Below are 23,554 nucleotides of genomic sequence, written 5' to 3'. Positions count from 1 at the left end.
TTTCCGGCGGCGGCCCGGCGCGCCGTGTCCCGGTGCAATATGTCTCATGACTGAAGACTATAGGTCATTTTGCACAACGGTGAGAGGTGGCTCACAGCCCTAGGGTTGGTCTGGGGAAACCGACTACTACTGAAGATAAGGACGTCAACGATGACTGTGCCAACTCTGCTCGGGGAACGCCCACCGGCCGCCGCCAGCCGCCCCGGGCTCGCCGCCCAGCTCCTGCGCCGCAAGCCGATCGGACAACTGGTCCGCGAGGCCGAAACCGGGCACGGCGGCACGCGGCTGGTCCGCAGCTTCGGTGTGTTGCAGCTGACCATGATCAGCGTCGGCGCCACGCTCGGCACGGGCATCCTGGTGATCCTGGGCGAATCGGTCCCGCTGGCCGGCCCGGCCATCTGGATCTCCTTTGCTATCGCCGGCTTGGCGGCCTTGCTCTCGGCCGTGTCGTACGCGGAGATGGCCGGCCTGGTGCCCGCCGCCGGGTCAAGCTACTCCTACACGTATGCCACGATGGGCGAGGGCATGGCCTGGATCTGCGGCTGGTGCCTGGTGCTCGAATACGCTGTCTCCGTGGCCGCCGTCGCGGTCGGTGCGGGCCAGTACGTCAACGAGGCCCTGGCTGTCTTCGGCCTGACGCTTCCGGACACTGTTTCGCAGCCGCCGGGAGCAGGCGGCGTGCTGAACCTGCCCGCGATCGTCATAGTCGTCCTGGCCATGGTGCTCCTGGTCCGCGGCGCCAAGGAAAGCGCCTGGATCAACACCGCGATCGTCCTGGTCAAGGTCGGCATCCTGCTGTTCTTCTGCGCCGTGGCCTTCACCGCCTTCAACGGCGGGCACTTCGAACCCCTGATGCCAATGGGCGCCGCCGGAGTGTCGGCCGCTGCCTCCCGGGTCTTCTTCTCCTACATCGGCTTCGACGCCGCCTCCACGGCCGGCGAGGAAGCCCGCGATCCCAAGCGCGACCTTCCGCGGGCCATCCTGCTCTCCATGCTGATCGTCACCAGCATCTACGTGCTGGTGGCCGTCGCCGCGATCGGCGCCCGGCCCTGGGGCTGGTTCGACGGCACCGAAGCGGCGCTCGTGAAAATCCTGGAGGAAATCACCGGCCAGCCGTGGGTCGGTGTGCTGTTTGCCGTCGGCGCCGTGCTCGCCATCGCCAGCATCGTGCTGACCGTCCTCTACGGACAGACCCGGATCCTGCTGTCCATGTCCCGCGACGGCCTCGTTCCCAAGGTCTTCGGCCGGGTCTCGGCCCGGACCGGCACCCCGGTTGCCGGAACCCTGATCGTGGGCACCGCCGTCGCGCTGACCGCCGGCCTGGTACCGCTCGGCGCCCTCGCGGACGCCACCAGCATCGGCACCCTCTTCGCGTTCGCGCTGGTCAACGTGGCCGTCATCCACCTGCGACGCAGCCGGCCGGAACTCACCCGCAGTTTCCGCGTCCCGCTCTTTCCGCTGACACCGGTCCTCGGCGCCATCATGTGCGCCTACCTGATGGCCAACCTCGGTGCCGAGACCTGGGCGGTCTTCGCTGCCTGGATGCTCGTGGGCCTTGCCGCCTACTTCGGCTACGGCCGGAAGAATTCCAGGGTGGCAGCCCTGAGCCACGAGGAATACCGTGAACTATCCGGCCGCCAACCCGCAAACACCACCCCGACCCAGGAAGTGAAGGCAGAGATCTCATGACCACCGCCACCGAACTGCCGCCGCCCGGTCCGGCTTCCACCCCGGCTCATGTCCCGGCCGGGGACGGAACGCCCGCGGCGCCCATCACCATGCTGAATCCGGATTTCCCGTTCAGCTACGACCACTACCTGGCCCACCCGGACGGCCTGGGATCCGTGCCGCCCGAACTGTACGGGACCGAAGTCGCCGTCGTCGGGGCCGGCCTGTCCGGGCTGGTGACCGCCTACGAGCTGATGAAGCTGGGGCTGCGGCCGGTGGTCTATGAGGCCGACCGGATCGGCGGCCGGCTGAGGACCGCCAGTTTCCCGTCCGCCCCCGGCGTCGTGGCGGACCTCGGCGGCATGCGTTTCCCGGTCTCGGGCAAGGCTTTCTACCACTACGTCGACCTCCTCGGCCTGCAGACCCAGGAGTTCCCGAATCCGCTGGCGCCGGCGACCTCCAGCACCGTGATCGAGCTCGCGGGCCAGAAGTACTACGCCGAGACCGCCGCGGACCTGCCGCCGTTCTTCCTTGAGGTGGCGGACGCCTGGAAGGCGGCCGTGAACGACGGCGCCGCGTTCGCCGAGATGCAGGAGGCCATCCGGGCCCGGGACACGGCCCGGATCAAGGAGCTGTGGAACGCGCTGCTCCCCGAACTGGACGAGCAGACGTTCTACGGCTTCATCGCCGGCAGCGACGCCTTCAAGCAGGCCGGCTTCGCCCACCGCGAGGCGTTCGGCCAGGTGGGCTTCGGTACCGGCGGCTGGGACACCGACTTCCCCAACTCCATCCTCGAAATCCTTCGGGTGGTCTACACCGACGCCGATGATCAGCACCGGCTCATCGCCGGCGGCGCGCAGCGGCTCCCCGAGGCGCTGTGGGAGCACGCGCCGTCGGGCATGGCCCACTGGCCGGACGGCACCTCCCTGGCTTCCCTGCACGCCGGCGCCCCGCGGGGCGCCGTGGACCGCATCGCGCGGGACGGCGACGGGGACTTCCGGGTCCGGGAACGCTGGGGGCGCGAGGCGGCGTACCCGGCGGTGGTGACCACGTGCCAGTCGTGGCTGCTGTCGACGCGCATCCACACGGACGAGTCCCTGTTTCCGGCGCAGCTGTGGACCGCGATCGAGCGCTCGCACTACATGCAGTCCTCCAAGACCTTCGTCATGGTCGACCGGCCGTTCTGGAAGGACATCGACGCGGAGAGCGGCCGTGAGGTCCTGTCCATGACGCTGACCGACCGGCTGAACCGGGCCACGTACCTGCTGGACAACGGCCCGGACCAGCCGGCCGTGATCCTGCTGTCCTACACCTGGAACGACGACGCGCTGAAGTGGCTGGCACTCGATGCCGAAGAACGCGTGAAGCTCATGCTGCACTCGCTCGAGCAGATCTACCCGGGCGTCGACACTGCCAGCCACATCGTTGGCCAGCCGATCACCGTCTCATGGGAGGCCGACCCTAACTTCATGGGCGCGTTCAAAGCCAACCTGCCGGGGCACTACCGCTACCAGCAGCGGCTCTTCACCCACTTCAAGCAGGATGCCCTGGCCGCCGAACAGCGCGGCATCTTCCTCGCCGGCGACGACATTTCCTTCACCGCCGGCTGGGCGGAGGGTGCCGTGACCACCGGTTTGAACGCGGTCTGGGGCGTGGTCAACCATCTCGGCGGCCGGAGCGCCCCGGGGAACCCGGGACCGGGAGAGCTGCTCTCCGAACTGGGCCCGATCGCCCTGGACTGAACGGACTGGACGGAGTGGGTCCGGACTGAACGGCCCGGGTCCAGCCCCCGCGCTGGCACCCGGGCGGTCAGGCGTGCAGTTCGCGGTGGGCGCGGGCTAGCTCCTGGTAGTGGGCGGCGTTGTGCTTGACGCCCTCGAACTCCTCATCGCTCAGTTCGCGGCGGACCTTCGCCGGCACCCCTGCGACGAGTGACCGGGGCGGCACCACGGTGCCTTCCAGGACCACCGCGCCGGCGGCCACGAGCGAGCCGGCGCCGATCACCGCGCCGTTCAGGATGGTGGCGCTCATGCCGATCAGGCAGTCGTCCTCGACCGTGCAGCCGTGCACCACGGCGCTGTGGCCGACACTGACCCGGGCGCCAATGGTGCAGGGGAAGTCCGGGTCCGCGTGCAGCACGACGTTGTCCTGCAGGTTGGTGCCGGCACCCACGGTGATCGCGGCGGTGTCGGCCCGGACCGAGACGCCGTAGAAGGCGCTGGAGTTCTCTGCCAGCGTGGCCCTGCCAATCACCGAGGCGCTCGGGGCAACGAAGGCGGATTCGTGGACGGCCGGGGTGTCACCGGCGAAAGCGTAAACGGGACTCATGCCTCCAGCCTAGGACACCGGCCTCTTGCGGGCAGGGCGGCGCTGAGTAGTATCGGGGCCATTCCAACGCACACCCCTGGAGGTGGCCGAGATGTTCCTGCAGTTGATGAAACGTTTGGAAGGCGCCGATGTGCTCGACCCGGCCGTCCGGGCCGCGGAGCCGCTGGCCTCCCGCCTGATCGCCGACGCCCGGCTCCGGCGCTTCTTCCGCGGCGACGCCACCGGCATCCCGCCGCACGTGATCCTCACCGATGTACCCTTCGGGGCGTGGTTCATGGCGATCTTCCTGGACCTCTTTCCGGACGAGGGCAGCCGACGCGCCGCCCGCCGGCTGGTGGGCCTCGGCCTCCTCGCAGCGGCGCCGACCGGACTCAGCGGCTGGGCGGAATGGGCGCGGGCCGACCCAGCCACGCGGCGCGTCGGCGTCGTCCATGCCGCCTCCAACCTCGCTGCGACGCTGCTCTTCCTGGCGTCTTGGCGCGCGCGGCGCAAGGACCGCCACCGGCTGGGCGTGCGCCTGGCACGGGTGGGCGCCGTCCTGCTGGTTGCGGGCGGCTTCCTGGGCGGCTACATGCGCAGCGTCCGACGCCCCTGACAGACAGACGCTCCCGCGGATCCGGCGGAAATCGGCGGAACGCTCCCGCCACACGTGCGGGAGCGTGTGCTGGAGACGCCGGGGGCGCTGCTCAGGCGGGGGAGCGGAGGACCGTGAAGCCGCGTCCGAGGCCGGGGTGCCCGGGTTCGGGCACGACGACGGCGACCGGCGCCCCGGGTTCCGCCACCCGCCGCAGCTCACGGACGACGTCGTCCCACTCCGACGGCGGCGATCCCGCCAGCGCGTCCACCGCCCAGACGGCGGGGAAGGCTGCATCGGCAAAGGGCAGCGCACGGCCGGTCGCGACGGAGGCGGAGAGCCCCCTGGCCCGGGCGGCATGGATGTTCTCCTCGGAGGCGTCCACGCCGGTGAAGTGGATCCCGGCGCGGACAAAGAGCAGCCCGTCCGCGCCGGAGCCGCAGTCCAGGCCCAGCACGCCCCGCCGGCCCTCGGCCTTGAGGAGGGCGAGAAAACCGGAGAGATTGTCCTGCCGCGTTGATGCCATGGCTCCAGTTAAGGGCGGAGCCGGAGTGAAGACAAGCCCTGGCTGAACGCCCTTAGCTGGACGGCCTTAGCTGAAAACAACGGTCCGGTTGCCGTCCAGCAGCACCCGGTGCTCGGCGTGCCACTGGACGGCCTGGGCGAGCGTGCGGCCCTCGACGTCGCGGCCCATCTGGACAAACTGCTCGGCGGTGCGCCGGTGGTCCACCCGGATGACTTCCTGCTCGATGATCGGCCCCTCGTCCAGGGCTGCGGTGACGTAGTGAGCCGTGGCGCCAATAAGCTTCACGCCGCGGGCATGGGCCTGGTGGTACGGCTTGGCGCCCTTGAAGGACGGCAGGAAGGAATGGTGGATGTTGATGGCCTTGCCGGTGAGCTCCGTGCACAGCTCGTCGGAGAGGATCTGCATGTACCGGGCCAGCACCGTGAGCTCGATGTCGTGCTCGGCCATGAGCTTCCGCAGCGCGTCCTCGGCCTCGACCTTGGTCTCGCGGGTGACGGGGATGTGGTGGAACGGGATGCCGTAGAACTCGGCCAGGCCCGCGAGATCCCGGTGGTTTGAGACGATAGCCGGGATCTCGATCGGCAGGGTGCCGGAACGCTGCAGGAACAGCAGGTCATTGAGGCAGTGCGCCGAGGTGCTCGCCATCAGCAGGGTACGGACCTTCCGCCCGGCCGGGTTAAGGCTCCATTGCATGCCGAAGGCCTGGGCCACCGGTTCAAGCGCGGCGTGCAACTCGGCCGGCGCGGCCGCCGTCGTCGCCTCGACCCGCATGAAGAACGTTCCGGTGCCCTGGCTGCCGTACTGCTGCGAGTCCGTAATATTGCAGCCGGCCACGAGGAGGGCGCCGGCCACGGCGTGCACGATCCCGGGGCGGTCCGGGCAGGAGAGGGTCAGAACGTAGGAGGCAGTCAGCTGGTCTTCAGTCACGAAAGACAGCCTACCCGCGGCTGGGATAGTCTGGACCCGTCGCAACTGGCGTTGGGTGGCTAACCACCAGGGAGCGGCACGCACGCAGACCACGGATCGTACGCCTGGGCCGAGGGTCATGTTTTTCCGGACGGCAGCCACGCTGCCGTCCCGCCGACGGCATCCCCTCAGGGTGCTGCGCCTGCAGTATGGGCCCCGTTTCGGGTGCCCGTAATTTAGCGGCGCCGCGGCGGGCCAGCCGGTAACCTGACCTTAAAGCAGTGACCGTTGCCAAGCCAGGAGTTCTTCGTGACTACTTCCCTTAGCCTTTCCTCAGCAGCCGTGAGCAACCAGCCGCTCGCTGAACTCGACCCCGAAATTGCCGCCGTCCTGGCCCAGGAGCTCGGCCGCCAGCGCGGCACCCTGGAAATGATCGCCTCCGAGAACTTCGCGCCGCGCGCCGTGATGGAGGCACAGGGTTCCGTCCTGACCAACAAGTACGCCGAGGGCTACCCGGGACGCCGCTACTACGGCGGCTGCGAGTACGTCGACATCGCCGAGCAGCTCGCGATCGACCGCGTCAAGGAGCTTTTCGGCGCCGAGTTCGCCAACGTCCAGCCGCACTCCGGTGCGCAGGCCAACGCCGCAGCGCTCTCCGCCATGATCACCCCGGGAGATAAGATCCTGGGCCTCTCGCTGGCCCACGGCGGCCACCTCACCCACGGAATGAAGCTGAACTTCTCCGGCAAACTGTACGAGGTCGCCGCCTACCAGGTCGAGGAAGACAACTTCCGGATCGACATGGACAAGCTCCGCGCGCAGGCCATCGCCGAGAAGCCCAAGGTCATTATCGCCGGCTGGTCGGCCTACCCCCGCCACCTCGACTTCGCGGCCTTCCGCTCGATCGCCGACGAGGTCGGCGCGCTGCTCTGGACCGACATGGCGCACTTCGCCGGCCTGGTGGCCGCGGGACTGCACCCGAGCCCGGTCCCGCACTCCGACGTCGTCACCTCCACCGTGCACAAGACCCTCGCCGGTCCCCGCTCCGGCGTGATCCTGGCCAAGCAGGAGTGGGCGAAGAAGATCAACTCCAACGTCTTCCCCGGCCAGCAGGGCGGACCGCTGATGCACGTCATCGCCGCGAAGGCCGTCGCCTTCAAGATCGCCGGCACGGAAGAATTCAAGGAGCGCCAGGAGCGTGTGCTGGAGGGCGCCCGGATCATCGCCGACCGCCTGAACCAGTCCGATCTCTCCGACGCCGGAGTCTCCGTGCTGACCGGAGGCACCGACGTGCACCTGGTCCTCGTGGACCTGCGCAACTCCCAGCTGGACGGACAGCAGGCTGAGGACCTCCTGCACTCGGTCGGCATCACGGTCAACCGAAACGCCGTTCCCTTCGACCCGCGCCCGCCGATGGTCACCTCGGGCCTGCGCATCGGCACTCCGGCCCTGGCCACCCGAGGCTTCGGCGCCAAGGAATTCACCGAGGTCGCGGAGATCATCGCCACCGCGCTCAAGGCGGGTTCCGCGACCGACGTCGAAGCGCTCCAAACCCGCGTGGACAAGCTTGCCGAGGACTTCCCGCTGTACCCGCAGCACGAGCAGTGGTGATCCGATGACCGCCACTGACTCTGTCCCCGCAGGCTCCGCACCGACGCAGGCGAACACCGCCCGGGTCCTGGACGGCAAGGCGACCGCGGCCGCGATCAAGGCCGAGCTTACCGAACGCGTCGCCGCGCTGAAGACGCATGGGATCGTTCCGGGCCTCGGCACCATCCTGGTCGGCTCCGACCCGGGCAGCACCTGGTACGTGGGCGGCAAACACAAGGACTGCGCCGAGGTGGGGATCACCTCGATCCGCCGCGACCTGCCGGAAGAGACCAGCCAGGAGGAGCTGCTGGCCGTGGTGCGGGAGCTCAATGAGAACCCGGAATGCACGGGCTACATCGTCCAGCTGCCGCTGCCGGCGCACATTGACCAGGACGTCATCCTGGAGGCCATGGATCCGGAGAAAGACGCCGACGGCCTGCACCCGATGAATCTGGGCCGGCTCGTGGCTAACGTCAGCGGGCCCATGAAGTCCCCGCTGCCCTGCACGCCCAAGGGCTGCGTGGAACTCCTGACCCGGCACGGCATCGACCTCAACGGCAAACGCGTCCTCGTGGTGGGCCGCGGTGTCACGATCGGCCGCCCGGTGGGCCTCCTGCTCACCCGCAAGGACGTCAACGCCACCGTCATCCTGGCCCACACCGGCACCGTGGACCTGCCCGCCGAACTCCGGCAGGCCGACGTCGTGATCGCTGCGGCCGGCCAGCCGCACATGATCAAGGCAGAGGACCTCAAGCCCGGCGCCATCGTGCTCGACGTCGGCGTCAGCCGCGTCGACGACGGCACCGGCAAGGCCGTGGTGACCGGGGATGTCGAGCCTGCCGCGGCCGACGTCGCCGCCTGGCTGTCGCCGAACCCCGGGGGAGTGGGGCCGATGACCCGCGCCATGCTGCTGGCCAACGTGGTGGAAACCGCGGAACGCCAGCTGGCAAGCGGGCCCGCCGCCTAGGCGTACTGAGCGCGCAGGGCGCCCCTCCTTCGGGAGCGGGCGCCCTGGCCGTTTAAGCCGGACATCACGGATTGGCAAACGTCTGGAATATTTTACGAAGAGACTCTTTCATAGTTTGCCGGGATCGACTACCGTGTTTCGGGTGTCTGAACTTGTCTCGAAAGAATCCCCTGTGAGCAGCCCCGAAGGATCGGGCTCTCCCCAGTACGTCATTACCGCCGAAAACCTCACCAAGAAGTACGGTGACATCACCGCCGTCGACGGCATCTCCTTCCGCGTGCCCGCCGGCGAAGCCTTCGGACTGCTCGGGCCCAACGGCGCCGGCAAGTCCACCACCATGAAGATGATCGGCGGAGTTTCGCAGCGCACCTCCGGCAGCCTCAGCATCATGGGCCTGGACCCGGAGCAGCACGGCCCCGAAGTCCGCGCCCACCTCGGCGTGGTGCCGCAGCAGGACAACCTGGATGAGGAACTGAAGGTCCGGGACAATCTGCTGGTCTACGGCCGCTACTTCGGCCTGCCGATGAGCTACCTCAAACCCAAGGCGGACGAACTGCTCGAGTTCGCGCAGCTGACGGACAAGGCCAAATCCAAGGTCGACGCGCTCTCCGGGGGCATGAAGCGCCGCCTCACGATCGCCCGTTCCCTGATCAACGAACCGCGGATCCTGCTCCTGGACGAGCCCACCACCGGGCTTGACCCGCAGGCCCGGCACATCCTCTGGGACCGGCTGTTCCGGCTCAAAGAGCAGGGCGTCACCCTGATCCTCACCACCCACTACATGGACGAGGCCGAGCAGCTCTGCGACCGCCTGATCGTGGTGGACAAGGGCAAAATCATGGCCGAAGGGTCCCCGGCGAGCCTGATCCGCGAATACTCCACCCGCGAAGTCCTGGAGCTGCGCTTCGGCTCCGAGCGCAACGCCACGGTCGGCTCCGAGCTCGAAGGCATCGGCGAACGGATCGAGACCCTGCCGGACCGCGTGCTCATTTACGCCCATGACGGCGAGGCCGCCCTGGAGCAGGTGTCCGCCCGGGGACTGCACCCGGTCACCTCGCTGGTCCGCCGTTCCTCGCTGGAAGACGTCTTCCTGCGCCTGACCGGCCGGAGCCTCGTTGACTAATTCAATTAACGCCGCGGCGGGGACGACGGCACCGCCCGCCCTGCGCGCTCATTCGCCGGCCGTCTCGGCAGCCCGCGCCCGCCGCTGGGGCGCCTTCTACTACGCCGAGCAGGTCCTGCGGGTCATGAAGGGCTACGGCTGGACCATCGTCATGTACGGCGTCGGCCAGCCGGTGGCCTACCTCTTCGCCATGGGCGTGGGCCTGGCCACGCTGGTGGACACGAACTCCACGGCGGCCTTCGGCGGCGTCAGCTACCTGGCCTTCATCGCGCCCGCCCTGCTAATTTCCGCCGCCGTGATGACCGCCGCCAACGAGTTCACCTTCCCGGTGTTGGACGGCTTCAAATGGCGCCGGGTCTACTACGGTCCGCACGCCTCGCCGCTGACCCCGGAGCAGATCGCGGCCGGGCAGATCATTGCCGTCACGGTGCGGTTCGTGCTGCAGTCCGCCATCTACTTCGGCGTCGTCGCACTCTTCGGTGCGTCCCCGGGCGCCTGGGGCTGGGTCTCGATCCTGGTGGCCACGCTGGCCGGGCTGTCCTTCGGTCTGCCGCTGATGGCCTACGCGGCCACCATCAAGAACGACAGGGGCCAGTTCGCCATGGTCATGCGCTTCATTGTGATGCCGCTGTTCCTTTTCTCCGGGACCTTCTTCCCGCTGGACACCCTGCCCCTGGCGGTCCGCTGGATCGGCTGGATCTCGCCGATCTGGCACGGCACCGAACTGGGCCGCGTCTTCAGCTACGGCTATCAGGAAGCGCCACTGCTCACCGTGGTCCACGTCGTCTTCCTGCTCGGCCTCGCCGTTCTCGGCTGGGTCCTGACCCGGCGCCAGTTCGCCAAAAGGATGGCATCATGAGCGTACTCGCCGGACACCGCGATCCGGGAAATCAGGCGGGCGGCCAGAGCGTCACCGACGCCGCCCGCAACCGCCGCTTCGGGCCGCTTTACTCGCGCAACGTGCGCGCCGTCGTCGCCCGCGGGCTGATGGCAACCAAGAGCAGCAACTGGATGGTCATGGTCTCCGGATTCTTCGAACCGGTGCTGTACCTGATCTCGATGGGCGTGGGGCTGGGCGCGATCGTCGGCGCAGTGCAGGGTCCCGGCGGGCAGCAGATCTCGTACGCGGCCTACATCGCCCCGGCCCTGCTGGCGGTTTCGGCGATGAACGGCGCCGTCTACGACTCCACCTGGAACGTCTTCTTCAAGATGAACTTCGCGAAGCTGTACCAGGGCATGCTCTACACCTCCCTGGGACCGATCGACGTCGCGATGGGCGAAATTTTCCTCGCCCTGCTCCGCGGACTCATGTACGCCACCGGCTTCACCGCCGTGATGGGCGTGATGGGCCTGATCACCACGCCGTGGGCCATCCTGATGATCCCGGCGTCGGTGCTGATCGCGTTCGGTTTCGCGAGCTTCGGCATGGGCATCACCAGCTTCATGAAGACCTTCCAGCAGATGGACTGGATCAACTTCGTGATGCTGCCGATGTTCCTCTTCAGCGCCACCTTCTACCCGTTGAGCGTGTACCCGCAGTGGATCCAGTGGCTGATCCAGGCGATGCCGCTGTGGCACGGGGTGGAGCTGCTGCGCCAGATCAGCGTCGGCGTGTTCACCCCCGCCACCGCGGTGCACATCGGCTACTACCTCGCCATGATCGTGCTCGGCGTGGCGTTGACCACCGGCCGGCTCCGCAAACTGTTCCTGAAGTGACACAACCGGTCGTCACAGGCCCGGCGCAAAGGAGAACCCCATGATCGGCAAATGGCACGCCCTCGTCATCGACTGCGAGCAGCCGGACACAGCCGCGACCTTCTACCAGCAGCTGCTCGGCATGGTCCGGGTGGACGAGGATGCGGACTGGATCACGATCGGCGACGCGGCCGACCGCCCCGCGCTCGCTTTCCAGCGGGTCGAGCGGCTGGTCCGGCCGCAGTGGCCGGACGCGGACCACCCGCAGCAGATGCACGTGGACGTGATGGTGGGGGACCTCGACGCCGCGGAGGGCGAGGTGCTGAAGCTCGGCGCCACGAACCTGTTCGCCGGCGGAGAGTCCTTCCGGGTCTACTCGGACCCCAGCGGGCACCCGTTTTGCCTGGTGCTGTCCTGACGACGAAGTGACGGCGTAGTTCCCCCGCGCCGTTCGCCCGGGGTGGAAGCGCAACCCCGGGTCCGGCCGGTTTGCGATAATAGGCACATGCGATCTCTGGACAACCCTTCTGCCAAGCCGTCCGCGTTCAACGCGGCCACCGGAAAATTCTCGATGTTCCGCATCGGCGGTCTCGGGATGACGGTCTTCATCATCGCGTTCCTGGTGGCCGTCATCTTCGCGGCGAACCAGAACGACGTCGTGGGCTGGGTTGTCGCGGTCATCGCCGCCTTTTGGCTCGCTCTGGCGTCGTTCGTGGTGTTCAGCATCCAGCGGGCTGCCAAGAAAGCCGGCGCCAAGCTGAACGAGGCGCAGAACGCGTTCAACTCCGCGGTGGGCCGGGCGCCGTCGTCCGGCAGCGCCGACCACGGCGGCACCCGCCTTGTCGGCGACCGCCGCGGAGCGGACGAGGTCCGCGACATGAAGCTGGACCACTCCTTCAAGATTGTCCAGGTGCAGGTCCGCGTGGTGGAGCAGGAACAGGCCAAGGGCGGCGCCGCAGACCAGGACACCATCCGCCGGGCGCTGGAAACCATCGAGATCACGGCCACCAATGCACGGGACATGATCAAGTCCGCGGACGGCACCGACCAGCCGGTCCACGGAACCATCATCGACTAGAGTGGAACGGGTGAGCTCGGCATTGAAGAAGGACCACCTTCGCATCGCATCGGTTAACGTCAACGGCCTCCGCGCCGCCTACAAAAAAGGCATGGCGGAATGGCTGGCGCCGCGTGAGGTCGATATCCTCTGCCTCCAGGAAGTGCGCGCGCCTGATGCGATCGTCCACGAGCTCCTCGGCGAGGGCTGGCACATCCTGCACGCCGAGGCCGAGGCCAAAGGCCGGGCCGGCGTCGCCATTGCCTCCCGTACCGAGCCCGTCGCCACCCGTTCCGGCATCGGCGACGACTACTTCGCGACGGCCGGCCGCTGGGTGGAAGCCGACTACATTGTCCGAGACGCCGCGGGTCAGGCCTCTCAGTTGACCGTGGCCAGCGCCTACGTGCACTCCGGCGAGGCCGGCACCCCGAAGCAGGATGACAAGTTCCGTTTCCTGGACGTGATGGCAAACCGGCTGCCGGAGCTGGCCAAGCACAGCGACCATGCCCTGGTGGTGGGCGACCTCAACGTCGGCCACACCGAGCTGGACATCAAGAACTGGAAGGGCAACGTCAAACGTGCCGGCTTCCTGCCCGAGGAGCGTGCCTACTTCGACCGCTTCTTCGGCGAGGAAATCGGCTGGAAGGATGTTCACAGGGGCCTGGCGGGTAGCGTCGACGGCCCCTACACTTGGTGGTCGCAGAGGGGACAGGCCTTCGACAACGACACCGGCTGGCGCATTGATTACCACATGGCCACGCCCGCTCTCGCCGCCGCGGCGGTGTCAGCAGTTGTTGACCGGGCGCCGTCCTGGGACACACGCTTCTCCGACCACGCCCCGCTGGTAGTGGACTACCGGCTCTAGTCTTAAGGTTCCTCCCATGACCTCTCCTTCAAACGCGTCGACTCTGGCCGGCGTCGACGCCGGCGTCGCACTGGACGCTGTCGTCTCACCCGCCGGACAGGCTCCGGCGGTTCCCGGTGCCAGGCACCGCATTCTCTCCGGCATGCAGCCCTCCGCCGACTCGCTGCACCTCGGCAACTACCTCGGGGCCCTCGTCAACTGGGTGAGGATGCAGGACGAATACGACGCCGTCTTCTTCATCCCGGACCTGCACGCCATCACGGTGCCGCAGGATCCTGCCGAGCTGGCCCACCGGACCCGCGTCACCGCCGCGCAGTACATTGCCGGCGGCGTCGACGTGGACAAGTGCACGCTCTTCGTCCAGTCCCAGGTCCCGGAACACGCCCAGCTGGCCTGGGTGCTCAACTGCATCACCGGCTTCGGCGAGGCCTCCCGGATGACCCAGTTCAAGGACAAGGCCCTGAAACAGGGCTCGGACCAGGCCAGCGTCGGACTCTTCACCTACCCGATCCTGCAGGCCGCGGACATCCTGCTCTACCAGCCGCACGGCGTGCCGGTGGGGGAGGACCAGCGCCAGCACGTGGAGCTGAGCCGCGACCTCGCGCAGCGCTTCAACTCCCGCTTCGGTGAGACCTTCACGGTGCCCCAGCCCTTCATCCAGAAGGAGTCGGCCAAGATCTACGACCTGCAGCACCCGACGGCGAAGATGTCGAAGTCCGCGGAGTCGCCGGCCGGCCTGATCAACCTGCTGGACGACCCCAAGGTGATCGCCAAGCGGATCAAATCCGCCGTGACGGACGCGGAAACCGAAATCCGCTTCGACCGCGAGAACAAGCCCGGCGTCTCCAACCTGCTGACGATCTACTCGGCCATCAGCGGGCAGAGCGTGGAGCAACTCGTCGCCGCGTATAAGGGCAAGATGTACGGCCACCTCAAGGTGGACCTCGCCGAGGTGGTCACGGAACACCTGAGCCCGATCCGGGACCGGGCGAACCAGCTGCTGGACGATCCTGCGGAGCTGGACCGGCTGCTCGCCCTGGGCGCGGACAAAGCCCGGGAGATCGCCTCGGTCACCCTCCGGGACGTCTACGCCAAGGTCGGCTTCCTGCCCTACGCCGGAGCACGGGGAGTCCACTAGCGCAATGTCCTCTGCCAGCAAAGTCACCGCCAACGACACCGGGCGCGCCGTCCACCACAGCGCACGCAAGGGTTCAGGCGCCGCACCCCACCAAAGTGCGGCGGCCGGCAACGGACAGACCCCGGATGAGGGCATCAGCATCGGCGTCATCCTCGGTTTCCCGCGGGAGATCGCCGAGGAACTGCAGCGTTGGCGGGCCTCCTTCGGGGACCCGATGGCCGCGTCCATACCGGCGCACATCACCCTGGTCACCACCACCATGACGCAGGACTGGGAAGCAACCCGCAACCACGTCCGCGAGGTGGCGCGGGGGCAGGAGCCGTTCACCGTGACGATCGCCGGCACCGGGTCCTTCCGCCCGGTATCGCCGGTGGTCTACCTGAACGTCGAGGCCGGTTTCGGCGAGTGCGTCAGGCTGCACCAGCAGCTCCAGACCGGGCCGCTGGAGCGCGAACTGCCGTTTGCCTACCACCCGCACGTCACCGTGGCCCACGACGTGGCCCCGGAAAGCCTCGACGAGGCCGAGACGGCGCTGAAGAATTACAGGGCCAGCTTCCCGGTGGCTAGCATGGGACTTTACGAGCACGACGACAACGGCATCTGGCAGCTACGGGAAGAGCTTGACTTTGGCACCGAACCTGACGACCACCGAGGCGCGGCCGGCGCAACAGGCGCCCGCTGAACCTCCGCTTCCCACCGACCTCGCCCAGCTGAGGCTGGAAGTCATCCGGAAAAGGGTGGACTGGGGCAAGGCTCGGCGCTCCGCCGGCGGAGGCCTGGCCGCGCCGCTGGCCATGGTCCAGTGGCTGCTCGCTCGGCTCAACGTGTTCCGGCCGATGCGGGCCTTCCGGCATTACAACCTGCAGCACGGCCCGCTGATGGGCGCCGGCATCGGCTTCAACATGTTCTTCTCCATCACCGGCCTGCTGGCCACCGGCTTTTCGATCGCCGGGCTGTTGCTGCGCGGCCAGCCGGCGCTGCTGGACAAGGTCGTCGGCAGCGTCGCCACCAGTGCCCCCGGACTGCTCAAGGTCGGCGGCCGGGAGGGGCTGGTGGACCCGCAGGAGCTGCTGAACCCCAGCGGCCTCGGCTGGACGGCGGTGATCGCCGCCGTCGTCACCGTGGTGACCTCGCTGGGCTGGATTGCCGGCCTGCGTGACGGTCTGCGCGGCGTGCTGCGGCTTCCCCCGCTCAAGGTCAACCCGGTCCTGTTGAAACTGCGCGACACCGGCACCCTCCTGCTGCTTGGCGTCGCCCTGGTGATCAGCGCCGGTGCCTCGCTCGTGTTCGGCACCGCCGCCGGCTGGGTGGCCGAACAGCTCCACCTGGACCCGCTGGTGGCCGGCCCGCTGACCACGTCCATCAAGATCGCGGTGCCGCTGGTTCTGGGCTGGGTGACCGCGCTGATCATGTTCCGGCTCGCCGGCGGGCTCAAACTGCAGCGCCGGGCCCTGCTGGAAGGCACCATCCTGGCCGCGGTGGGCACCAGCGTCCTGCAGATCTTCAGCGCCGAACTCCTCGCCAGCGCCGGCAGGAACCCTATCCTCGCGCCCTTCGCCATCATCATCGGCCTGCTCATCTGGTTCAACCTGGTCAGCCAGGTCTACCTCGTCTCGGCCGCGTGGTCAGCGATCCGCGAAGAGGACGCCACAAGCGCCCCGTCCGCCAGGACTGCCGGCTGGGGAGCGCGCCAGGTCCAGCCCGGGAAGACGCCGGCCGAGCAGCGGGAGCGACGCCGCCCGGCGGCTAGCTTCCGGCGTCGAGGTACTGATCGGCCCACGCCGAAATAATCCTGGCGGCGCGGGCTGCCTGGCCCTTGCCGGTGAGCAGGTGATCGGAGCCCTCGAGCGAGACGAAGCTGCGCGGGTGCCGCGCGGTCTGGAAGATGCTGCTGGCATTGTCGATGCCCACCGTGTTGTCGGTGGGGGAGTGCAGCACCATCAGGGGCTTGTGCAGCCGCCGAATGCAATCGGTCAGGTCCGCGTTTTCCAGGTCCTCGACGAAATGCCGGCGGATCTCCACCCGCTTGCCGCCGAGGTCCACCTCGGCGCTGCCCTCGCTCAGGATGCGGTCCAGCGCGGCGTCAAAGACATGCGCGACGTGCTTGGGCGAGAACGGTGCGCCTACCGTGGCGACGGCGTCGAGTTCCGGGATGCTCCCGGCGGCCGCCAGCACCGCGGCCCCGCCGAACGAGTGACCCACGAGCAGCGAGACGGCGCGGCCGGAGTCGCGCATGAACTCGGCCGCCCGGACGGTGTCCGCCACCTTGTGGCTGAAGGACCCCTCGGACCAGAGCCCCGCGGACTCGCCCAGGCCGAGATTGTCGAAGCGGAGCATGCCCACCCCGTTGTCCGCCAGCGCCTTGCACATCCGTGAGGCCGAGGGGCTGTCCTTGCCCAGCGTGAAGCCGTGGGAGAACACGCCCCAGCCTTTTACCGGACCCTCGGGGAGGTCGATGACGCCGGAGAGCAGCTCGCCGGTGGAACCTTCGAAGGACACTTTTTCGGAGCGGGACACGGGGGCCCTTTCATTTAGGGGGCTTACGACGGCGGCGCCCCCACCGGAGGGTGGGAGGCGCCGTCGTCGTTGGAGCTGGTGGCAGGTGTGCGCTAGATCTTGCGGGCCAGGATGGCCTGCTTGACCTCGGCGATTGCCTGCGTGACCTGGATGCCGCGCGGGCAGGCCTCGGTGCAGTTGAAGGTGGTGCGGCAGCGCCACACGCCTTCCTTGTCGTTGAGGATCTCCAGGCGCATGTCGCCGGCGTCATCACGGGAATCGAAGATGAAGCGGTGCGCGTTGACGATCGCGGCCGGGCCGAAGTACTGGCCGTCGGTCCAGAACACCGGGCAGGACGAGGTGCACGCGGCGCACAGGATGCACTTGGTGGTGTCGTCGAACCGTTCGCGGTCCTCGGCGGACTGCAGGCGTTCCTTGGTCGGCTCGTGGCCGCGGTTGATCAGGAAGGGCATGACTTCGCGGAAGGACTGGAAGAACGGCTCCATGTCCACGATCAGGTCCTTTTCCACCGGCAGGCCCTTGATCGGCTCGACCGTGATGGGCTTGGAGGTGTCCAGGTCCTTGAGCAGGGTCTTGCAGGCGAGGCGGTTGCGGCCGTTGATGCGCATGGCATCGGAACCGCAGACGCCGTGGGCGCAGGACCGGCGGAAGGAGACGCTGCCGTCAATCTCCCACTTGACCTTGTGCAGGGCGTCCAGGACACGGTCCGTGCCGTACATGGTGACGTGGAAGTCGTCCCAGGTGGACTCGTCGGAGACCTCCGGGTTGTAGCGGCGCACCCGCAGGTGGACGTCGAAGGACGGGATGTCCCCGCCGCCGCCGACGCCGGCGGGCAGTTCGATCTTGGAGGCTGGCTCAGCGAGTTCAGCGGTCATCTTAGTACTTCCTCACCATCGGCTCGTAGCGCGTAAAGACCACCGGTTTGGTGGCAAGCCGGATGCCGGCAATCGACTCGGCGGAACCGTCCGCCGGTGCGTGGTCATCCTTGTACGCCATGGAGTGCTTCATGAATTTTTCGTCGTCGCGCTCGGGGAAGTCCTCGCGGAAGTGTCCGCCGCGGGATTCCTCGCGGTGCAGGGCCGCCACGGTCATGACCTTGGCGAGCTCCAGCAGGAAGCCCAGTTCCACGGCCTCGAGCAGGTCCAGGTTGAAGCGCTTGCCCTTGTCCTGGACGTTGATGCGCTGGTACCGCTCCTCGAAGGACGCGATGTCCTTCAGGACCTGGTTGAGCGTCTCGGCGGTGCGAAACACCTGCATGTTGGCGTCCATGGTGTCCTGCAGTTCCTTGCGGATCTGGGCCACCTTTTCGGTGCCGTCAGAGGTGCGGACGTGCTCCAGCAGGTTCAGCGTGTAGGCCTCGGGATCCGCGGGCAGTTCCACGAAGTCCGCGGTCTTGGCGTATTCGGCGGCGGCGATGCCCGCGCGCTTGCCGAAGACGTTGATGTCCAGCAGCGAGTTGGTGCCCAGCCGGTTGGAACCGTGCACCGAGACGCAAGCAACCTCGCCCGCCGCGTAGAGGCCCGGGACGACGGTGTCGTTGTCCTGCAGGACCTCGGCGCTGATGTTGGTGGGGATGCCGCCCATGGCGTAGTGCGCCGTCGGGAAGACCGGAACCGGCTCCGTGTACGGCTCCACACCCAGGTAGGTGCGGGCAAACTCGGTGATGTCCGGGAGCTTGGCGTCGATGTGCGCCGGCTCGAGGTGCGTCAGGTCAAGCAGGACGTAGTCCTTGTTCGGGCCGCAGCCGCGGCCTTCACGGACTTCGTTGGCCATGGAGCGGGCCACGATGTCGCGCGGGGCGAGGTCCTTGATGGTGGGTGCATAGCGCTCCATGAAGCGCTCACCCTCGGAGTTGCGCAGGATCGCGCCTTCGCCGCGGGCGGCCTCGGAGAGCAGGATGCCCAGGCCGGCCAGGCCGGTCGGGTGGAACTGGAAGAACTCCATGTCCTCCAGCGGGATGCCGCGGCGGAACGCGATGCCCATGCCGTCACCGGTGAGGGTGTGCGCGTTGGAGGTGGTCTTGAAGACCTTGCCGGCGCCGCCCGAGGCGAACACCACGGACTTGGCCTGGAAGACGTGCAGTTCGCCGGAGGCGAGGTCGTAGGACACGACGCCGGCAACGCGCTTCTGCTTGTACGCCGTGCCGTCCTCGCGGACTGCGTCTTCCTCGACGGTGAGCAGGTCGAGGACGTAGTACTCGTTGTAGAACTCGACGTTGTGCTTGACGCAGTTTTGGTACAGCGTCTGCAGGATCATGTGGCCGGTGCGGTCCGCGGCGTAGCAGGCACGGCGGACCGGAGCCTTGCCGTGGTCGCGAGTGTGGCCGCCGAAGCGGCGCTGGTCGATCCGGCCCTCGGGCGTGCGGTTGAACGGCAGGCCCATCTTCTCAAGGTCCAGGACGGCGTCGATCGCTTCCTTCGCCATGACCTCGGCGGCGTCCTGGTCCACCAGGTAGTCGCCGCCCTTGATGGTGTCGAAGGTGTGCCACTCCCAGTTGTCTTCCTCGACGTTGGCCAGGGCTGCACACATGCCGCCCTGTGCCGCGCCGGTGTGGGAGCGCGTGGGGTAAAGCTTGGTCAGTACTGCTGTTCGCGCACGCTGACCGGATTCGATCGCGGCGCGCATGCCAGCGCCACCGGCACCGACAATGACGACGTCGTACTTATGGACCTGCATACCAGATGCTCTTTCTCTCAAAATTCGCTGTAAAACACCGCCGGCGGAGCCTGCGCAGTGAAGTCTCGTGATCCCTGTGTCCCGCGCGGGCAGGCAAGGATCAGCGCCCGGAGGCCCGGGCCGCTACGGAGCGGGGCAGAACCCGCCGGGCAGCTGCACGCCGTCGACCACTGGGCACGGGTTGAAGGTGAAGATCACCAGCGTGCCGAGGATGATGATGGCTGCGGCCGCGGCATAGAGCACGATCTTCAGCCAGAGACGCGTCGCGTCCTTTTCGGCGTAGTCGTTGATGATGGTGCGCACGCCGTTGGTGCCGTGCAGCATGGCGAGCCACAGCATGGCCAGGTCCCAGACCTGCCAGAACGGGTCGGCCCACTTGCCGGCCACGAAGCCGAAGTCGATCGCGTGGATGCCTTCGCCCACCAGCAGGTTGACGGTCAGGTGGCCGAAGATGAGGACCACGAGGACGACGCCGGAAAGCCGCATGAAGAGCCATGCCAGCATTTCGAAGTTGCCCTTGGACGAACCGCTGCGGCGGTACTGCGGCGCAATCTTGCCGCTGCGCGGACTCTGAATGGTTGCACTCATGGCTTAGTGACCTCCGAGGGCGAGGGACAGGTGGCGGATGGAGAAGCCGACCATGACGATGACCCAGAGGGCCAGGACGGTCCACAGCATCTGGCGCTGGTACTTCGCGCCCTTCTTCCAGAAGTCGACGGCGATGATCCGCAGGCCGTTGAAGGCGTGGAATACGATCGCTGCGACGAGGCCCGTTTCACCCAGGGCCATAAGGGGGTTCTTGTAGGCACCGATCACGGCGGTGTAGGCCTCGGGGGACACACGCACCAATGAGGTGTCCAGCACGTGGACCAACAAGAAGAAAAAGATCACTACACCGGTAACGCGGTGTCCAACCCAGGACCACATGCCTTCACGGCCGCGGTACAAGGTGCCAGCTGGTTTTGTCGGCACTGAATAAACCTCCCTGCAACACAGCGGCGCTGGCATGGGATCCACGCGGGGGGAACGCCTGCTGCGAGAGCACTCGTAAGCTCAAGCCTAAATCTAGGCTTCGCCCTCAGCTTATTCAATTCAGCGGATCGATGGTGACGGCGCCCGGCGCGGTTTTTGACCGCTTTTGAGACGAACGCCACATTTGCTTGCGCCGCCGTCGACTCCGTTTGCGTGCGTTGCGTGCCAACTCCGGGGTGTGCGGGCGGCGTTCCGCTAAAGTAGCCGTGATGACTACAGACAATATGGCCAGCCATGACTCACCCCAGGACGCTGCGGCGGACTCCCCGCTGCGGCGTTTCATCGCGGTGATTCCGGCAGGCGGTGTGGGGACCCGGCTCTGGCCGCTGTCCCGGGCCGCCGCCCCCAAATTCCTGCACGATCTCACCGGATCCGGCAGCACGTTGCTGCGCGCCACCTACGACCGGCTGGAACCCCTCGCCGGCAGCCGCGTGCTGGTCGTCACCGGAACGGCGCACCGCGAGGCCGTGTGCCGCCAACTGCCCGAGGTGCGCGAGGCGGACCTGGTGCTGGAGAGCGAGCCCAAGGACTCGGGTGCGGCCATCGGCCTCGCCGCGGCGATCCTGTTCGAGCGCGATCCGGAAACGATCATGGGTTCCTTCGCCGCGGATCAGGTCATCAGCCCCGACGCACTGTTCCAGGACGCGGTCCGTGAGGCCATCCACACGGCGGCCGCCGGCAAGATCGTCACCATTGGCATCAAGCCCACGCACCCGTCCACCGGCTTTGGCTACATCCGCGCCGGCGACAAGTTGAGTGTGCCCGGCGCCCCGAGCGCCCACACAGTCGTCGAATTCGTCGAGAAGCCCAGCGAGGAAGTCGCCCAGCAGTACGTGGACAGCGGCGAGTACGTCTGGAACGCGGGCATGTTCGTCGCGCCGGTCTCGCTCATGCTCAAGCACCTGGAGGCCAACCAGCCGGAACTCTTCGCGGGCCTGCAGGAGATTGCCAAGGCCTGGGACACCCCGCTGCGCGACGAGGTCACCTCCCGCGTCTGGCCAACCCTGCCCAAGATCGCTATCGACTACGCGGTCGCCGAGCCCGCCGCGGCAGCCGGGGACGTCGCCGTCGTGCCCGGCACCTTCCGCTGGGACGACGTCGGGGACTTCGCCTCCGTGGGCCGGCTCAACAGTGCCAAGGAAGTCGACGACGTCACCGTGATCGGCGAGGGTGCCCGGGTCTTCACTGAGAACTCGAGCGGCGTGGTGGTCTCCGACACCAAGCGTGTGATCGCCCTGATCGGCATCGAGGATGTGGTGATCGTGGACACCCCCGATGCCCTGCTCGTGATGACGAAGGCGCATTCGCAGCGGGTCAAGGCCGCCGTGGACGCGCTCAAGGCCAGCGGCGACACGGACGTCCTCTAGTCCCCTTCAGGTAAGCGGGACTGTACTGCCGTAACCGTCCGACTGCGATGCCGCTATTTTTCTGACTCTCGCTAGAGTGATTGTGTGCGCAATTACACTACTGAAGCTGAGCCAACCACCCTGGTGGGGCCGTGGCTGGAGCCACTCCTGCCGGAGCTGATCGCCTTCCGCCGCGACCTGCACGCGCACCCCGAGCTGTCCTTCAAGGAGTTCCGCACCACGGATAAGCTGGCCAAGCGGCTTGAGGCTGCCGGCCTGACCCCGCGCCGGCTCGAGGGTACCGGGCTGACCGTGGATGTCGGCGAGGGCCCCATCGCCACCGCGCTCCGCGGCGACATTGACGCCCTGCCCATCATCGAGGAGACCGGACTGCCGTTCGCGTCCAAGAACCACGGCGTGACGCACGCCTGCGGCCACGACGTCCACACCACCACGATGCTGGGCATCGCCCTGATCCTGCAGCGGATGCACGACTCCTCGCCGCTGGGCGGCACGGTGCGGATCATCTTCCAGCCGGCCGAGGAGACCATGCCCGGCGGCGCGCACGCGTGCATCGAACAAGGTGTGCTGGAGGGGGTGCCGCGGATCCTGGCGCTGCACTGCGACCCCCGGATCGAGGTCGGCAAGATCGGCACCCGGATCGGCGCCATCACCTCGGCGTCGGACACCATCAAGATTGAACTGAGCGGCCGAGGCGGCCACACCTCGCGCCCGCACCTGACCGAGGAACTCGTCTTCGCCCTCGCGCAGATCGCCATCAACGTCCCGGCCGTGCTCTCCCGGCGCGTCGACGTCCGCAGCGGGGTGTCCGTGGTCTGGGGACACATCTCGGCTGGCTCCGCACCGAACGCCATCCCGGCGAGCGGCTACATGGCCGGCACCATGCGCTGCCTGGACCGGGATGCCTGGCACAGCGCGGGGGAGATCCTCGACGAGGTGGTGCAGCAGATCGCGGCGCCCTACGGCGTCGACGTGCACCTGGAGCACACCCGCGGCGTGCCGCCCGTAGTGAACTCCGAACACGAGACCGCGCTGATCGAGGCTTCGGCCCGGGCCGAAATCGGCGAGAGCTCCGTGGTGCTGACGCCGCAGTCGATGGGCGGCGAGGACTTCGCCTGGTTCCTCGCGGACCTGCCCGGCGCGATGATGCGGCTGGGCACGAAAACCCCCGGCGGCGAGGAGTACGACCTGCACCGCGGCGACTACATCCTGGACGAACGCGCCCTGGGCCTCGGCATCCGGGTGCTCACGGCGGCGGCCCTCCGCACCCTCCGCGACCTCTAGGGCAGGCGCCGGCCGACGCTCCGGAGCCGCACCTTCGCCTGCTCAAGGGCGGGCGTGCCCGCGGAAATTCCCCACCTTTCCCTTCGCGGGGCCGGGACGCGCCAGCGCTGCCTGCGGACACGCCGTCGGCGCCCCTTGAAGTTGGGGAAATCCGGCGGGCGGCTGCACCGGTAAATGCGTTGTGCACAACTCAGTTGTGCGCAACTTAGTTGTGCGCTAAGGTTTTTAGGTGAGCAAAACT

24 protein-coding genes and 1 riboswitch are annotated in these 23,554 nt (G+C 67.7%); of the genes, 16 read left to right on the top strand and 8 right to left on the bottom strand.

Going from position 1 to position 23,554, the window contains the following annotated elements:
* The first annotated feature begins 150 nt into the window (after window positions 1-150).
* Together AC1DB8_RS13210 and AC1DB8_RS13205 are read left to right on the top strand one after the other, a co-directional pair.
* The gene (locus AC1DB8_RS13210; protein WP_441418535.1) at window positions 151-1,689 is read left to right on the top strand and encodes an amino acid permease; all 1,539 of its coding nucleotides are present in this window, start codon (window positions 151-153) and stop codon (window positions 1,687-1,689) included.
* Window positions 1,686-3,410, top strand: coding sequence for a flavin monoamine oxidase family protein (locus AC1DB8_RS13205; RefSeq protein WP_476893273.1), 1,725 nt, complete (start codon window positions 1,686-1,688; stop codon window positions 3,408-3,410). Before AC1DB8_RS13210 ends, AC1DB8_RS13205 begins: the two co-directional genes overlap by 4 nt.
* A gap of 67 nt (window positions 3,411-3,477) precedes the next feature.
* Here AC1DB8_RS13205 and AC1DB8_RS13200 read toward each other — a convergent pair whose 3' ends face one another.
* Window positions 3,478-3,996, bottom strand: a complete 519-nt coding sequence (locus AC1DB8_RS13200) for a gamma carbonic anhydrase family protein (protein WP_441418533.1) — start codon at window positions 3,994-3,996, stop codon at window positions 3,478-3,480.
* Window positions 3,997-4,102: 106 nt separating this feature from the next.
* Here AC1DB8_RS13200 and AC1DB8_RS13195 point away from each other — a divergent pair, with 106 nt between their 5' ends.
* A complete protein-coding gene (locus tag AC1DB8_RS13195; protein WP_441418532.1) occupies window positions 4,103-4,591 on the top strand; it encodes a DUF2231 domain-containing protein in 489 nt (162 codons plus the stop codon).
* Between the two features lie 91 nt (window positions 4,592-4,682).
* Here the strand turns inward: AC1DB8_RS13195 and AC1DB8_RS13190 are convergent, their stop codons facing one another.
* Both AC1DB8_RS13190 and purU read right to left on the bottom strand, forming a co-directional pair.
* Complete coding sequence (locus AC1DB8_RS13190) at window positions 4,683-5,096, bottom strand: class I SAM-dependent methyltransferase (RefSeq protein WP_441418531.1); 414 nt, start codon at window positions 5,094-5,096, stop codon at window positions 4,683-4,685.
* Window positions 5,097-5,162: 66 nt separating this feature from the next.
* Window positions 5,163-6,023, bottom strand: coding sequence for a formyltetrahydrofolate deformylase (gene purU, locus AC1DB8_RS13185; RefSeq protein WP_441418530.1), 861 nt, complete (start codon window positions 6,021-6,023; stop codon window positions 5,163-5,165).
* A 31-nt stretch (window positions 6,024-6,054) separates the two neighbouring features.
* Window positions 6,055-6,140: riboswitch (ZMP/ZTP riboswitch) on the top strand.
* A 171-nt stretch (window positions 6,141-6,311) separates the two neighbouring features.
* Between purU and glyA the strand changes: the two genes are divergently transcribed.
* The 11 genes from glyA to AC1DB8_RS13130 all read left to right on the top strand — a co-directional run bounded on the left by glyA (window position 6,312) and on the right by AC1DB8_RS13130 (window position 16,227).
* Window positions 6,312-7,613, top strand: a complete 1,302-nt coding sequence (gene glyA / locus AC1DB8_RS13180; RefSeq protein WP_441418529.1) for a serine hydroxymethyltransferase — start codon at window positions 6,312-6,314, stop codon at window positions 7,611-7,613.
* Window positions 7,614-7,617: 4 nt separating this feature from the next.
* On the top strand, window positions 7,618-8,559 hold the full coding sequence (locus tag AC1DB8_RS13175; RefSeq protein WP_441418528.1) for a bifunctional methylenetetrahydrofolate dehydrogenase/methenyltetrahydrofolate cyclohydrolase: 942 nt from the start codon (window positions 7,618-7,620) through the stop codon (window positions 8,557-8,559).
* Between the two features lie 172 nt (window positions 8,560-8,731).
* The gene (locus tag AC1DB8_RS13170) at window positions 8,732-9,682 is read left to right on the top strand and encodes an ABC transporter ATP-binding protein (protein ID WP_441418527.1); all 951 of its coding nucleotides are present in this window, start codon (window positions 8,732-8,734) and stop codon (window positions 9,680-9,682) included.
* Window positions 9,675-10,541: an ABC transporter permease gene (locus AC1DB8_RS13165; protein WP_441418526.1), complete on the top strand. Its 867-nt coding sequence runs from the start codon at window positions 9,675-9,677 to the stop codon at window positions 10,539-10,541. Before AC1DB8_RS13170 ends, AC1DB8_RS13165 begins: the two co-directional genes overlap by 8 nt.
* Complete coding sequence (locus tag AC1DB8_RS13160; RefSeq protein WP_476893272.1) at window positions 10,538-11,398, top strand: ABC transporter permease; 861 nt, start codon at window positions 10,538-10,540, stop codon at window positions 11,396-11,398. The genes AC1DB8_RS13165 and AC1DB8_RS13160 overlap by 4 nt, the downstream gene beginning before the upstream one ends.
* Window positions 11,399-11,438: 40 nt before the next feature.
* Window positions 11,439-11,795 (top strand): VOC family protein, encoded by a 357-nt coding sequence (locus AC1DB8_RS13155; RefSeq protein WP_476893271.1) that lies wholly within the window; start codon window positions 11,439-11,441, stop codon window positions 11,793-11,795.
* An 87-nt stretch (window positions 11,796-11,882) separates the two neighbouring features.
* A complete protein-coding gene (locus AC1DB8_RS13150; RefSeq protein WP_441418523.1) occupies window positions 11,883-12,455 on the top strand; it encodes a hypothetical protein in 573 nt (190 codons plus the stop codon).
* A gap of 10 nt (window positions 12,456-12,465) precedes the next feature.
* Window positions 12,466-13,299, top strand: coding sequence for an exodeoxyribonuclease III (locus AC1DB8_RS13145; RefSeq protein ID WP_441418522.1), 834 nt, complete (start codon window positions 12,466-12,468; stop codon window positions 13,297-13,299).
* 16 nt (window positions 13,300-13,315) lie between these two features.
* Window positions 13,316-14,437, top strand: a complete 1,122-nt coding sequence (gene trpS / locus AC1DB8_RS13140) for a tryptophan--tRNA ligase (RefSeq protein WP_476893270.1) — start codon at window positions 13,316-13,318, stop codon at window positions 14,435-14,437.
* A gap of 4 nt (window positions 14,438-14,441) precedes the next feature.
* Window positions 14,442-15,119: a 2'-5' RNA ligase family protein gene (locus tag AC1DB8_RS13135; protein ID WP_441418520.1), complete on the top strand. Its 678-nt coding sequence runs from the start codon at window positions 14,442-14,444 to the stop codon at window positions 15,117-15,119.
* Window positions 15,064-16,227 (top strand): YihY/virulence factor BrkB family protein, encoded by a 1,164-nt coding sequence (locus AC1DB8_RS13130; RefSeq protein WP_476893269.1) that lies wholly within the window; start codon window positions 15,064-15,066, stop codon window positions 16,225-16,227. The genes AC1DB8_RS13135 and AC1DB8_RS13130 overlap by 56 nt, the downstream gene beginning before the upstream one ends.
* On the opposite strand, the gene AC1DB8_RS13125 is transcribed toward AC1DB8_RS13130, so the two are convergent.
* The 5 genes from AC1DB8_RS13125 to sdhC form a co-directional block, all read right to left on the bottom strand.
* Window positions 16,184-16,954 (bottom strand): alpha/beta hydrolase family protein, encoded by a 771-nt coding sequence (locus AC1DB8_RS13125; RefSeq protein WP_476893268.1) that lies wholly within the window; start codon window positions 16,952-16,954, stop codon window positions 16,184-16,186. The genes AC1DB8_RS13130 and AC1DB8_RS13125 overlap by 44 nt on opposite strands.
* A 92-nt stretch (window positions 16,955-17,046) precedes the next feature.
* Window positions 17,047-17,829, bottom strand: a complete 783-nt coding sequence (locus tag AC1DB8_RS13120; protein ID WP_138770016.1) for a succinate dehydrogenase iron-sulfur subunit — start codon at window positions 17,827-17,829, stop codon at window positions 17,047-17,049.
* A gap of 1 nt (window position 17,830) precedes the next feature.
* Window positions 17,831-19,630: a succinate dehydrogenase flavoprotein subunit gene (sdhA, locus tag AC1DB8_RS13115; protein WP_441418517.1), complete on the bottom strand. Its 1,800-nt coding sequence runs from the start codon at window positions 19,628-19,630 to the stop codon at window positions 17,831-17,833.
* A gap of 123 nt (window positions 19,631-19,753) precedes the next feature.
* Entirely contained in the window at window positions 19,754-20,218 is a 465-nt protein-coding gene (locus tag AC1DB8_RS13110; protein ID WP_175323591.1) for a succinate dehydrogenase hydrophobic membrane anchor subunit, read from the bottom strand.
* A gap of 3 nt (window positions 20,219-20,221) precedes the next feature.
* Window positions 20,222-20,602, bottom strand: a complete 381-nt coding sequence (gene sdhC, locus AC1DB8_RS13105; protein ID WP_412882392.1) for a succinate dehydrogenase, cytochrome b556 subunit — start codon at window positions 20,600-20,602, stop codon at window positions 20,222-20,224.
* Between the two features lie 269 nt (window positions 20,603-20,871).
* Between sdhC and AC1DB8_RS13100 the strand changes: the two genes are divergently transcribed.
* Together AC1DB8_RS13100 and AC1DB8_RS13095 are read left to right on the top strand one after the other, a co-directional pair.
* Entirely contained in the window at window positions 20,872-22,029 is a 1,158-nt protein-coding gene (locus AC1DB8_RS13100; RefSeq protein ID WP_441418516.1) for a mannose-1-phosphate guanylyltransferase, read from the top strand.
* 84 nt (window positions 22,030-22,113) lie between these two features.
* Window positions 22,114-23,313, top strand: coding sequence for an amidohydrolase (locus tag AC1DB8_RS13095; protein ID WP_441418515.1), 1,200 nt, complete (start codon window positions 22,114-22,116; stop codon window positions 23,311-23,313).
* Window positions 23,314-23,554: the final 241 nt, after the last annotated feature.

This window comes from Arthrobacter sp. 10N410, from assembly GCF_056394945.1.
This window is presented reverse-complemented; position numbering and strand designations above follow the sequence as displayed.